The following is a 13,914-nucleotide window of genomic DNA, read 5'->3' as shown; positions in this document are numbered from 1 at the left end:
TTCGTCAGGCCTGCCGCAGGTTGCGCGACGTAACCGCTACCGTGGTGGGGGATTCTGCCAGCGCCACAAAGCGGCGCGTTGCGCCATCCAGCGCGTCGATGCTGCCCGTTTCGATGTCATACACCCAGCCGTGCAGATTCATGCGGCCCTGTTCCAGCGCCAGTGCCACCGACGGGTGCGTGCGCAGGTTAGCCAGCTGTGCGATCACGTTTTCGCGAACCAGGCCGTCCAGCTTGGCGCGAGGCGAGTCGAATGTATGCGCGGCGTTGATGACCTTGGCGGAGTCGGAGTGGCGCAGCCAGTTGGCCACGGCGGGCAGATGGTCAAGGCAGGTGCAACGGGAGATCGCGCCCATTGCGCCGCAGTCGGAGTGGCCGCAGATGACGATGTCCTGCACGCCCAGCACAGCCACCGCATATTCAACCGTTGCAGACACGCCGCCCGGTTCAGGACCGTACGACGGCACGATGTTGCCCGCGTTGCGGATGACAAACAGTTCACCGGGTTCACGTTGTGTGAGCAGCTCCGGAACGACGCGGCTGTCCGAGCAGGTCACGAACAGGGCCTTGGGGTTCTGTGATGTCGCAAGTTGTTTGAAAAGCTCTATCCGTTGCGGATAGATGTCGCGCTGAAAGCGCAGGAAACCGTCAATGATGTCGCGCATGGCGTTCTCCACGTTCAATGATCGAATGCCGGGGCGATCGTAGGGGGCGCGCGTCCCGGCACGTTCGCTATTTTCGTCGATATCGCGCGGAATAAGAATGTCTCCGTACGGATCACAGGGCCATGGCGCGGATACGTCCGTGGGGCAAGCGAAGTCGATCGCCGCGCAGGGCACATCGATCGGAGCCCCGATGGGTCGTCTCTTTGCGGATCCATGCTGGACAGTGCATCCAGCGCGAGCATGCCCGCGTATATGGTCGAGCCCATTCTCTTCACCTTGAACGTGTATGCGCCTTCAATTGATCCGTATCCCAGCACGCATGTGCGGCGTTGGCCGCTATCCGTGTGTTCGCTCGGCTTCGGTGTCGCATGGAGGTCGTCGATGCCTGGTGTGACGCGCCGAGCATGGATGGCAGCCGCCTTGGCGAACCTTGCCGGGTGTTCCGCCCTGGATGTCCTGAATGCGGTGTCCAAGTCCGACGCAAGCTTGCCAGCGCTGGGTCTGGCCTACGGCCCACACTCACGCCAAAGGCTGGACGTTTATCGACCTGTCCGCCCGATGGAAGGGCCGCCTCGTGCGGTTGTGTTCTTCTATGGCGGGTCTTGGCGCGACGGCGACCGCAAGGATTACGCATTCGTAGGTGAAGCATTGGCTGCGGCTGGGGCGCTTGCGATGGTTGCCGATTACCGGCTGTATCCGGAGGTGCGCTACCCAGACTTCCTGCTGGACTGCGCAGCCGCCACGGCTTTCGCGCGGCGGTGGCTGGATCGGCAGGGCCATGCCGGCGCGCGCCTGTTCGTCGCGGGGCACAGCGCGGGCGCCTACAACGCTGCAATGTTGGCAACCGATAGCCGCTGGCTGGCGGCGCAGGGTCTGCACATCGAAACGCTGTCGGGCTGGATCGGCATGGCCGGTCCCTACAACTTCCTCCCGATTCAGGCGGCTGATGTGAAGCCGGTGTTCAACCATCCGAACGAAACAGCCGATAGCCAGCCGCTGTTCCACGTCAGCCAGGGATGGTTGCCTCCTGCATTGCTGCTCACGGGGGAGCACGATGCCTACGTGGATGTCCGGCGAAATACGCTGTCACTCGCCGAACGTCTGACGGAGTATCGCCACCCGGTGGAGCTCAAGGTTTATCCACGGCTGGACCATAAAACGCTTGTGGCCGCGCTGGCTTCGCCGCTGCAGTTTCTGGGGCCTGTGCTTTCCGATGTGGCTCGCTTCGTGGCCAGCACCTGAACGCGCCATGCAGCATTGCGGCTGGCAGGCGCGCATGCCGTCGATGATCTCGGCTCGACGGCATAGGGCGGCCGCGTCGCCTTGCGGGCGGTGGGAACCCGACTCGGCAACGCGGCTTACGGCACGATCACGATAGGCTCGTCCGGGTGGATCAGTCCGACATTGCGATGTGCGAACTGTGGGTTGATCTGCAGCAACTGCGCCAAGGCTGCCTCGACCTGCTGCTCATCCGACATGGCCTGGCGCTGCGCATCGGAGACGTGTGCCTCGTGCAACAGCGGCGTGCGATACCGGTCTGCAATGCCGTTGAGCGTATCGCCCGACTGCACCACGTATTCGGAATGCGTGGGCGTGGGTTGCGGGGTGGCCGGTGTGCTGGGAGGCTGGCTGGTTGACGGCGCAGTCGGGCTGGTCGATGTCGAAGGCGAGGTTGACGGCGAGAGCGACGCGGACGGCGAGACCGATGGCGACGGTGACCCCGAAGGCGATGCCGATGCACTCGGTGATGCGCTAGGCGACGGCGTAACAGCCGATGTGCCGGGCGGGCGCTTGTTCTTGTCGTCCTGCATGAACAGCGGCTTGATCAGGTTGAATGCAAACCCCGACAGTGGCACCAGCGCGATGGCGATCTTGTGCTTGCTGACAAACGCCGACGCATTCGGAAAGTGCGAGCTGAAGCGTGAGAGGCCGAGCGCGCCCGACGACAGTACCATCGGCACGCCCTTGACGTAGTCGCCCCCCACCATCTGCGCGGCGCCGAGCAGCATGCCGCCGGTGGCGGCGAGCGTATCTGCCGAGATATCGAGCCCGCGCACCGTGCGGCTGCGCTGCTCGATGTCGATGTTGCGCCCGCGTCCGAGCAGCACGCCGGTGGTATACGCGATCGACGCCACTGTGCCGCCCGTAGGCAGTACGTACCAAATGGCCGAATCGTGCGCTAGCGTCCACGCCTTGGTCGCCATCGCATGCGCATACGAGGCGAGGCCCATGCTGTAACCCCCGATGGCGATCTGCCGGCCCCAATAGCCAAGCTTGGTGCGCGGGTGGCCCAGATGCACCTGCTGCAGGCCGGTGCCGCTGAAGATGGCCTGGATCTGTTTGACCAGATCGGCTGACACGGCTTGCGTGGCCTCACTGGATTGCGTGCGCGTGATTTCCCGATTGCCCAGGCGCTGGTAGATGTTGTGCACGCTCCAGTTGGCTTCGGCAACGAAGGTGCGCAGGCGGTCCTCAATCTTTGCCAGGTCGTCCGGCTCCGTCTTTTCCTTGTGGTTTGGCAAGGCCTTGACCAGCCGGTCGACCATCGTCTGCGTGGCCTCACTGAAGACGCGCGGGTCTGCCCGCTCGATCGTCGCCATCGTCGCCTGATGCAGCACCTGCGCCGAGCGGCCGACCCGCAGCAGCAGCATGGAGGGGTTGCTGGCGAGCGAAATCGTATCGGCGCCGGTGCCCGGTATGCCGATCAGTACCGCGCCCATGCCCCCTACCACAGAGGCTCCAACGATCGCCTTTTCTCGCACGCTCGCGCCACCCTCGGGCTTGGCGCCCGCCACGCCAAGCGCATTGAGCTCCGCCGAGGCCTGTCTGGGCGCGGCCAGCCCCTTTTGCGCGGTCTGCGTGGTTTCCACACGCCCTGCGCTCTGTAGCTCGCCAGAGTTGTCCACCGACAGGGCGTCTGCTTTCACCATGTCCTTCCAGGGGTCCAGGGGAGTGGCCGGGTTGCTGGCCGATGCCGGCAGCGCCTTGGTGCCCGCAGGGCGTGCAGCCACGCCCATCTCAGTTGTCCATTGGTCGGCAAACTGGTTGGCACGTTTTTCTGTCGGGCCCAGGCGCCGCTTGGCTTCCCACAGCGGTTTGGCAAAGTCGATCTCGGTGGCGCGGGCGCGATTGACGAGCGCGCTCGTGTTGCCATTGAAAACGCGGTCGATGATCGCGTTGACGTCGCTGTCCGACAGGTTGTACTTCTGCTTGCCCAGACGCGCGATCTCGGCCAGCAGTACCTGGTTCTGGGCGTCGTACTGGCTCTTGGACGGCCGCTCGAACACACGCGTGAGGGCATCGTCGCCATGCAGCCGGCCTTGGGTGGGCGCGCCGTCTTGCTCGAAACGCAGCACCATGTCGGCCACAGCGGTGTTCAGCCGTTCGTTGGCGATGGCGTCGGTGCCATTGGTGGCATACGACAGGCCCATATGCACCCAGGGCAGCGTGGGGCGCTCCAGCACCTGTTCGACGAGCTTGGCGTTGCCGCCGCCCGGCACGGGCTCGAGCACCGTATCCCATCCATGGAAGCTCACCATGACATGCGGCGCCGATGCATCGGGGTGGGTGGCGCCCCACTTCTCGAGCATCGAGAACAGCCGTACGTGGTTGTCGTACGCGTCGTTGGTGCGCGCGGTGAAGTGGTCGTTGGGGCCGATGTGTGGCCGCGACGGCGCAAATTCGAAGCGGATGACCACGCCGGTCGTCACCGACAGGTCGAGCCACTTGTCGAGATGCGACTGGTGCAGATCGTCGAGGAACAGCTTCTTCGTATCGGCGCCCTTGCCGGATTTGATCTGCGCATTCCTATGGTCGATGGTGGCGTTACTTTCATCGATCTGCTTGGCGGCGCGCACGAAGCTCGGGTCCTGGCGCTTGCCGACAGCGGCGCGCAGCGAATACGGGTCGACCACGAGGGAGATCACCGGCATGGCGCCGCCCGTTTTTTTGATGAACGCGAGCGCCTTGGCGGGGTCGTCGCGCAGGCGATATGCCCGGCCCATCGGCGCTAGCCGTGCCTGGAGCGGAAATTCCGAACGCAGGAACGTGTTGACCATGTGCCGGTCACCTGTGGCCGCTGCCGAGTACCGCTGTGCGATGCGTTTGCCCGCGAAGGGCACGCGGCGCGACACGGTGTTGGCGGCCACGTCGCGTGCCACGCGCAGCTTGAGCTTGATCTTGCGCCAGAGCTGCGCATCGGCCATCACGACCTCGGGCGCGTGGTCCTTGACCGATTTGAATTCGACATTGCTGGCATAGGGATCGTCCTTCTTTCCGGCCAGCAGCTCGACCTCGTCCAGCGGGCGGGTGAGGTTGCCCAGCTTGGGCGCATCGGGCGGCAGCGCCACCGTGGTGGTGCTGGAGAGCACCGGCTGGTACACGCCAATATCCAGGCCGGTGCCGCTGCGCTGCCATGCCTCGAATTGATCGGGCGGCAGACGCGTGAGCAGGAAGTGGGTATCCGCGCCAAAGCTGTCGTGACCGACGGCCAGTTCCTTGGCCGGGGTGCCGTTCTGCTGCGCGGCAGCCTTGTTCCAGGCGCCATACCACGTGAGGGCGTTGCCATCAGGCTCCAGACGGCCGGTGGGCGTATGGGCGCCCAGCTCGCCCGCGTTGTCGGCTGTCTTGTAGACGTAGATGTAGTGCGTGCCGGCTTCGAGCCAGCCTTGCTTCACCAGGTCGCGCAGGTGGACGATGTTCGGTCCGCTGTAGTCGAGCGCATGGGCGTCGGTGTCGGGCAGCATGCGCGCGTTGGCGTAGCCCAGAGCGGAGGCTTCCAGCGGTGTGCCGGTGGTGACGGGCTCCTCCAGCGTGCGCTGCCGCCATTGCAGAAGCTGCGCAGCGCGCCCGCGCAGGAAGCCGCCGTTGGCCTGTCGGTTCAGTGTGGTGGTGGCCTGTGCAATTTCGCCCGGCTTGAAGGCCGGCATGCCGTATTCGGCTCGCTTCCACAGCGTGCGCGGTTCAAGGAAGCCGCCCAGTTCCTTCACCGTCTCGGGCTGCACCGAGCTGACGACGAACCGCACGCCACGCGGCGCGCTGCGCAGTGTGCGTGCGCCGCGCGTCTGCTGCTTGGCAAAGGCGGCTTCGAGGCTGCGTTCGGGCACGGTGGCGCCGTCCATCGGTGCATCCACGTGGTATGTCCAAGTGCCGTCGGTACCGCGCTTGGCATGGCCCTTCGGGGCACCGCCTTTCTTGTCGATGACGTAGATGATGTTGTCGTCCTTCGCGGCGCTGGTCGCCTCTTGCACGCTCTTGTAGCGCTTCGCCCCACCAAGCTGCTGGATGTGGTCGACCACCTCGGTGTCGATCTTGTCGGCCGCAGGTGAGAGCACGTGCGAACCGTCATCGCCATTGATGCGCGATGGCCCGCCAAACGCCTGCAACCGCTCGTACGACACGGGGCTGATGTAGAAATCGACGCCCTTGCGTGCGGTGTGCATGGCTGAGTTGTCGCCACGCACGGCGCGCTTGACGATCTTGGGGACGTTGCTGCCACGTACGGCCTGGGGCGGCGCGAAGGTGCCGTCGTCGCGCAGTTGCGTGGTCGCAATGATGACGGGCGTGCCGTCCGGCTGGCTGGTGCCCTTGAGCGCGATCAGGACGGTGTTGCTGCCTGCCTTGTTGGCCAGATCGCTCAGCCTGGGCACCTCGGCGCCGGGCACGTGCCGCAATGACCGCAAGTCTTTCACATCGAGCCATTCGGCGGCCTGCGCCGCTTTTTGGGCGCCCGACGCTGTCGCCGGCGCCGGCATGTGCGGTGTGCCGGGCGCCCCGCCGTTCCAGTGCGAGGCGTAGTACTGCACGTAGGTCTGGTCTGGCGCGACGGACGTGCGCATGCTCGCCATGGTCTGCGCCAGGCGCAGGTAGGCCTCGGGGTTGTTCGCATCCCACTGCGCGTAGGCCTGTTCCAGGGGCTGCGGCATCTGCGCGCGGGCGCCGATGTCTACACCGGTTGCGGCCAGCACCTCGTCGCGGACGTTGAACGCGTTGCCCTGCGCGCTGGCCTCGCCGGCGAGCAAGGTCTGCACGAAGCTGCCCTCGCTGTGGTGTTGCAGGCCCTGCAGATCGAGTTCGGCCTTCACAGCGTGGTCGGCCTCATGGCTCAGCGTGTAGACCAGCGCGCCGGCGTCGGGCGCGTTGGCGTCAAGCGTGATGGTCTTGCGCTCGGTATCCACCGCAGAGCCGCGGTTGCTGTGTCCGAGGCGCACCGTCCAGCCGGCGTCGTGCAGCAGGCGCAATTGGCGCGCGAGCGTGTCGGAGGCGCCAATCAATGCGTGGGCGCTGGGCGGCAGCGGTGCGCCGCCAAACGACATCGTCACGCGGTCAGCCGGCGTGGTCTGGTATGTGCCGTCGTGTGGGCCGTATTGCGTGCCGGTGCCGCTGTAATCGGGCGAGCCGGCCGGGCGTGACACGGGGCCGCCGAGGTTGCGCGCAGGGTTGGCGGGGTCGATGCCGATCTCGGCAAAGCGCCGGCTGGTGGCCTTCTGCAGCGCGGCGCTGTAATCGAACGGCACGCCGTATTGTGCCGCGGCCTGCTGCGCCAGCACGGTGTCGTGCTGGGCCAAGGAGATCGCGTAGGCGCGGATGCCGCCAAAGCTCTGTTCCGGGCTGGGCGTGCGGCCGATGTCGGTGGCGCCAAATTGCGTGTTGCCGGCGGCAAACCTGTCGATGGCGCTGAGCAACCGGTCGACCATCGCGGGGGTCGGTTCCGCTGCGGTGGACACGCCGCGCAGCTGCGCCTCGGTCATCGACGGCACCGTGTCGTGGAAGTGCTCCGGATGCTGCTGCTGGTAATGCCGCAGGGCTTCCACCACGCGGTCGACGGCCGCGCGATCGGTGGCATACACGACGATGTTGTCGGCGCGCGGGCCGGCGGCGTCGGGGCCGGACGCCTTGGCCGCATAGATGCCCGGAAAGCGGCCGGGCTGGTCGACCACGCCGCGCACCAAAAAATCGAGCACGTCAAGCACATGCTGCGTCTTTGCATTGACGTAGACGCGTTCGGTGACGGCGTCCGGGTCGACCCGGCCGTCTTCGCGCATGAAGTGATAGAACGTGGTGCGCGCACGGCCGTCCGTCGGCATCGTGCTGTCAATGTAGGCGCCGTCTTGCGACATGGCGTAGGCCCCTTCGGGGCGTTGCTCTGCCAGTGCGATCAGGCGGGGGAAATAGAATTCGCCCGGCATGGTGTCTTCCGGGCCGGTGACGCCGCCCGTGCGGGAGTACAGGCGGTACACCTGGTTATTGTTCAACGCACCCTGTGCACCGTCTGTCTGCACCCTGGCAAGCAGCGCCTGCTGCGATTCGAGCGCCGATTCGGCGCCACGCGGCCCAAGCTCGGGCACCACGCGTTGTACCGGCGTGCTGCCCGGGTCGGGCGCCACGCCCGGCATGCGCATGCCGGAAGCAGCCAGGTTGGCCGCCGCCGCCTCGTAGGCCTGCCGCTGCGATGCGCCATGCTGGCGCGCCACGCCCATGCCGGCACCCATGAGTCCCGCCGAGGTGAAGAACTGCACCCAGTCTTCGCCCGTGGCCTGGCCGTTGGATGTCGCGAGCGACTGCCCCTGGTGCAGCATCGCCGCGAGGTTGGTGTTGAGCGCGCCGGTACCCATCAGTCGATAGGCGAGGGCGCCGCCGCCCAGGAACCGCAGCCCGGCCAGCCGACGCAGGCGTGCGGGCAACCTGGCGAGCACGTCCGCCCGGTTGAGTAGCGGGATGGCCTCATTCAGCCGCTGCAAGCGCAGCGTGCCCTGCGTGAGGTCTGCGACGACGCCCGGATTGCGCGTGACGCCGAACACGGCATTTAGCCGTTGCGCCGCGTTGGCGGTTGCCGCGGGCGACCCATACAGCGCGTGGCTGAGCACGGCGTTGGTGAGGTTGTTCTGGAACGGGCGCAAGGCCCAGCGATTGTCATTGAGCAGGCTGATGCGCGCGGCATCTTCCGCGCTGGCGCCGCGCGTGATGCGCACGGCGTTGATCGCCTCCATGAAGTCGGCGTTGTAGGCGCCCACGCGCGCTGCGGCCACGGCCGTGCGATTCACGAGCCCGCCTACGCCGGCTGCACCGCCCAGCACGTTGGCACCCAGGCCCACCCAGTTCCACGGGTCGTCGCGCCCCTTGGCGGTGGAGAGCGCATTGATCGAGTGTGCCGCCCCTGCCACGGCCGTCACCGCAAAGTACGCATCCGCCAGGTTCGACAGCACCACGGCCCACAGCGCAGCGGTCTCCGGTTGCACGACCGTGGTGATGATGCCTGCCGCCACCGTCAGGCCGATCTCCAGATCGGTCTTCAGGTGTTCCCAGTTGTACCAGTGGTCGTCGGGCTTGTAGGTTTTCCAGTAACCGTCGTCGGTCATCAGATTGCCGTTGGCATCGACCACCCAGTGCGGCTGGGCGATCAGCAGGCCGCGGTCCAGCCCGCTGTGCGATTGCCAGTCGCCATAGCCGTTGCGCACGGTGGTATCGGCCGGGCCCACGTCGATATAGCGCCCGTCGGTGCCGATGCCCTCCATGATGGCCAGGCGCTTGGCGTCGCCCTTGCCCTCGCGGTTGTCCCACCACTGCATCGACAGCGAGGTGAGTGCCACGGGCGTGGCGCCGCTTGGCGTGTTCACGCCTTCGCCGTGCATGAGCTGGCTGGCCACCTGGGCCAGCGTGGTCTTGTGGCCCTTGTGGTCGTAGACGACTTCGTTGCCGCTGTATTCAGCGAACTGGCCGTCGGCCATGGCTTGCTGCTCGTCCAGTGAGCGTGCCGTGTACGTCGGGTCCAGCCCATATGCCTGACCGACGGCGTTGTACACCTGGGCCTGGCTGGTGACGGTGTGCATGCCGTCCTGCCAAGGGAGCCCGACGGTGTTGCCGCTGGCCGTGACACCAGCGGTGGTGCCCGAGCTCACGCCTGCGGTGTCGGGTGACCAGTGCAGGTCGTTCTTCAGCGGCGGGCTCGCGTTCGGGTCGGCGTTGGCCGGCGTCGGCGGCTTGGGGGAATCTTTGAAGCCGGTCTCGCGCCGGATCTCCTTGCTGACGTCGTCGCCGATGTTGTCGCCGAGGATGTCCTGCGTGAGCTGCATCGGGACGTTGTCGTCCTTCACATCCTTCAGCCCGAAATCCTGCCCGGTGACCACGGCCATGCCATCGCCGCCGACGAAGTACGTCGTGTTCAGCCGCGAATCCACCGATTCGGTGCCCAGGCCGCCGTTGTCGAGGGGCTTGAGCATCAGGCCCTCGATCTGCTTGCGCAGGTCGGTCATGTCCTGGTTCCGTGCGCCGCCCGCGGCCGCGTAAATGCGCGACATGGCTTTCAGGTCAGTCACGTCCAGCTTGCCCTGGAACTGGCTGTGGTACAGCGCAGCGGCCAGGTCCGGCGCGACGCCGTTCATCTGATCGGCCGCGGCGTTGGCCTGGTCTTTCTTGCCCTTGCCGAATACCTGGGCGCCGCTCTGCTGAAACAGTGACTGCGTTTGCGGCGCCTGGATCGTGTCGTCCAGCAGTTGCGCGTAGAAGATCGTGCCCTTGTAGACATCGAGCGACGTGCCCATGGCGCTGAGCCGGCCCTGGGGTGAATCCTTGCCGTCGTTGGCGGCGGTGCACATCATGGGCGCATGGTCGAGGATGGATTGCAGCGCGCGCTGCTGCAAGCCGGAGATGCTCGCGTCGCCCATGACCTGGTCGAACAGCGGGTCACCGGACTGCATGCCGGCGAGCAGGCCCGTGAGCCGTTTGGCCGCCGCCGCGTCGCCCTTGCCCGGGCCGCCGTTGGCTTGCAGGGCATGCGCGGCGATGTGCAGCACCTGTTGCGCGCCCAGCCCCGTCTGCCATTGCTGGAAGCTCGTCAGCAGCTGCTTGAACTCGGGCGAGTCCTTGCCGGTGCCGCGCGCCGCCTCCATTTCGGGCGCGATGCCGGACATGGTGACGGCGTTCTGCGCTTTCCACAGGGTATCGACGTTGTCGGGGTTGAGCTGCCAATCGCCATCTTCGGGTTTGTGGCCGGCGGCTACGTTCAGCGCCTGATCGAGGTCGTTGTGATACGACTGCAGGGCGCGCGCGGCAGCGGCTTTGAGGTCCGCGTTGTCGGGCGCTTTGTCAGATTTGGCCTTGGCGTCCTGCCATGCCGCGTAGTCGGTGCGGGCCTGCGTGACCGCGCCGTCCAGTGCCTTCTGGTCGGGCTGAATGTCCTGCTTCATGATGCCAGCCGTCACGCGCAGCACGTCCGGGTCCAGCACGTTTAGCTTGGCCAGGTCCTGGGCCCCGGCATCGACGGGGTCCTTTGTCGGGTCTTGGTAGTAGTCCTCCAGATGTTGCTGCGCAGCCACCGTCAGTGCGGATTGCGTCAGCATCGCCTCGTTTTGTTCGTTGCCGCCGAGCCAGGCTCGCGTGGCTGCAATGGCCTCGGGCATCGTCATGCCGCTGGCCACCAGTTGGCCCAGATGGGCGGTGGTGTCGGGCTGGGCGCCGTCGCGCTGCGTGTCGGGCGTTTTGGCATCCGGCGTTGCCGCCACGTTGCCCGTGCGCAGGGCGTTCACGCCGTCCTGCAGGTCCTGTTCGGTAAAAAGCTGATCGCCGTCGACGTCCTTGGTGGCCTGGTCGATGGGGTCGCTGGGGGTTTGGGGCTGCCCGGCCTTGTCCCCTGTCTTGTCGCCGGTGTTGTCCTGTTGCCGTGCAACGGTCACCGCCTGGGCACGTGCCAGCACCGCGGCCTGGGCCCATGTCTGGTTGCTGATGTCGGCATTTGCTTTGTCGTTACGCGCGGCATCGAGCGCCTTCTGCAGACCGGCCGCATCGGCCGTGCCGCTGCCCAGTGCCTTGTTCAGCGCCGCCTGGGCCTTGGACAGATGGGCCGCATCGTCCGGCCCGACCGGCACCGTTGGCGGCGATGGCTTCAGGCCGGTGTGCTTCTGCAGCGTTTTCGACAGCGCACCGTTCGGGTCTTCATCGATGATGGTCTGGTACGGCGCCATCGATGCATTGTTGGCCTTGGCCAGGCCCAGCGTGTCGAACGGTGTGCTGGGCGGTGTGTAGCCGTTTTCCTTGTAGCGATCCTGATCGGCCTGCGCGTTGTAGAGGAAGGACCGCAGGCTGCCCATGACATGGGCTGCGCCGTCGCTCTTCGGACCGCCCAGCGCGTTGACGATGCGGCTGATGGGGCCGTAGTAATCGTCGCGCTTGTCCAGCGTTTGCATGGAGGGCGCGTAGACCTCGGGGTCGCCCGCTTTGATCTTGCTGTCGATCTTGCCTTGCAGGTTTTGGGTGTAGAGCGCTTGCGCCAGTTCTGGCGAGGCACGCTGCACGTCTTCGAGCAGCGCCGCGATGTCGCGCAGCTCACCTGGCGTGCCCACCTTTGTAATGTTGTCGTGCGTGATGCCGGCGTTCAGCGCCGAGTTGACAAGGTCCTTGTACAGCACCGTGTCCTTGTAGCGCGATAGCGCGTTGCCTTCTGCCACCAGCGTGTCGTGCGGGTTCTTGCCGCTGGCGTGGGTGATGTCCTGCAGCGCGCCAGACTGGATGTCTTGCGTGCGTGCGTCGTCCATGACGCTCGCGTAAAGCGGGTCGGTGTTGGCCACGCCGCGCAACTGCTGGGTAAGCGCCTGCGCTGCCTTGAGGTTGCCGTCGGCACCGCCCGATGCACGCGCGGCCTGCGCGGCGTCGACGATCTCAGCGGCGTGCAGGTCGTTCAGCACGCTGGCGGTGGGAGGAGGACCTTGCGTGCCACTTGCGGCGCTGTTGCGTTGCGCGACCAGGCGCTCGGCAAGCAAGCGCCGATCGGTCTGGAGTGGATCGGCACGCCACTGGCTGTCGGGCTGGCCGGCAGCGGCGTTCAGTTCATCGGAAAGGGCGGTGTGATAGGCCTGCTTGTCGCGCGCCAGCGTGGCCGCGTCGGCATTGGCGGCCTTGTCCTTCTGCCAGGTCTCGAAGGCGGTCTGGGTGGCCTTGACGGTGTCGTCCAGGTTGGCGGCCGGCTTGAGCTCGACGTGCAGCGCCTTCACCACGTTGTCGATGGTGGGTTTGGAGAAAATGCCGAGCCAGACGTCCTGCTTGGCAGCATTCTGGATGGGGTCGGCATCGGCCGGGACCTTGCCGTCTGCCACGGCTTTTTCGGCTGCGATGGTCAGGGCGGCTTCGCTCAGGACTGTCTCGTTTTGTTCGCTGCCGCCAAGCTGGGCACGCGCCGCGTTGACGGCTTCGGCCTCTGTCATGCCGCCGTCCAGCCCCGCCTGAATGGCGGCCCGTGCGTCTTGCAGTGTCACGGCTTGCATGGGCGGGGCCTGGTCAGTTGCCAGCGGTTTGTCGGACAGCGACTGCGTGGCGCTGTCCAGCGTCGTGTTGTCGAACACGTGCGTGAGGCCGACCTGGCTGGCGGCCTGCTTGAGCGAGTCGACCTTGGGTTGCGGCGTCGCCGGTGCCGACTTGTTGTGCGCGGCCTGCAGCAGGATGGCGGCCCGCGCAAGCGCATCTCTGCTGACTGAGGGCTGCGTCTGCTGAATTTTCTCAATGGCAGCCTTCAGCGCCGCCGTATCGTCGGGTGCCTTGCCCTGGAGCGCATTCTTCAGGGCCGTCTCGGCATCGGACACATCGCGCGCACTGGGGGGCGGCGGCGGTTGGATGGGTTGGGGCGGCGTCGGGACGCCACCACCGCCGTCGATGGCTCTGAGCATACGGTTCTCCTGGGCAGACTACGAGCACTCGCCCATGATTGCCGCGCTTGCCAAGCACGCCTATTCGGAAAACTCGTAGAAAAGCGCGCGAGACCGGCTACCTCCATGCTGCGAACTACGAGTTCCAGTGACGGTTTCTTTCTCCTTGGAGCCCTCCCGATCCGAAAAAATTAAGTCTGTCGGGAAGGGGATTTCTAACCCATTGATTTCTAAAGGATTGAGACGCCAAAAAAAGGTGGCAAGTCTGTCGGGTCCCCTCAATTTGGCTCCGTGGCCCGTGCGAAATTTAGCAATAGTCTGTCGAGGTCAGGCATGACAAGCCTTCGCGGGGAAGCTCGATTGGCAAAATGCCTCCATATCGCACTCTGATCGTTCGTTGGCACCCGAGTATCCAAAAGGGAGCAAGAAGCCACCCTCCGCCGCATTTCGCCAGAACAGCCCTTACTGCCGGAACTCGCCCTCGCCCTCATCCGGAGCAGTCGCGCGCGGGGCAGCAGATCAAATCTGGCATGGCTGATTGGTGGAGCGCGATGGCGGAAGGGTATCGACCGAAGCTTTGGTGGCATCTGCGGCGGCGATGAAATCGTGGTTGGGTCG

General features: G+C 65.9%; 3 protein-coding genes. 1 reads left to right on the top strand and 2 read right to left on the bottom strand.

From position 1 onward, the window contains the following. Positions 1-4: 4 nt before the first annotated feature. Positions 5-664 (bottom strand): carbonic anhydrase, encoded by a 660-nt coding sequence (locus NG898_RS17520; protein ID WP_252693638.1) that lies wholly within the window; start codon positions 662-664, stop codon positions 5-7. A 381-nt stretch (positions 665-1,045) separates the two neighbouring features. Between NG898_RS17520 and NG898_RS17515 the strand changes: the two genes are divergently transcribed. Continuing rightward, on the top strand, positions 1,046-1,906 hold the full coding sequence (locus tag NG898_RS17515; protein ID WP_252693637.1) for an alpha/beta hydrolase: 861 nt from the start codon (positions 1,046-1,048) through the stop codon (positions 1,904-1,906). 116 nt (positions 1,907-2,022) lie between these two features. Here NG898_RS17515 and NG898_RS17510 read toward each other — a convergent pair whose 3' ends face one another. Beyond that, complete coding sequence (locus tag NG898_RS17510; protein WP_252693636.1) at positions 2,023-13,317, bottom strand: LWXIA domain-containing protein; 11,295 nt, start codon at positions 13,315-13,317, stop codon at positions 2,023-2,025. Positions 13,318-13,914: the final 597 nt, after the last annotated feature.

This window comes from Ralstonia mojiangensis, from assembly GCF_023955645.1.
GTDB classification, from domain to species: Bacteria; Pseudomonadota; Gammaproteobacteria; order Burkholderiales; family Burkholderiaceae; genus Ralstonia; species Ralstonia mojiangensis.
This window is presented reverse-complemented; position numbering and strand designations above follow the sequence as displayed.

Excerpts from the sequence above, each read along its gene's own strand:
- NG898_RS17520 (WP_252693638.1), bottom strand. The coding sequence starts at position 664 with ATGCGCGACATCATTGACGGTTTCCTGCGCTTTCAGCGCGACATCTAT.
- NG898_RS17515 (WP_252693637.1), top strand. The coding sequence starts at position 1,046 with ATGCCTGGTGTGACGCGCCGAGCATGGATGGCAGCCGCCTTGGCGAAC.
- NG898_RS17510 (WP_252693636.1), bottom strand. The coding sequence starts at position 13,317 with ATGCTCAGAGCCATCGACGGCGGTGGTGGCGTCCCGACGCCGCCCCAA.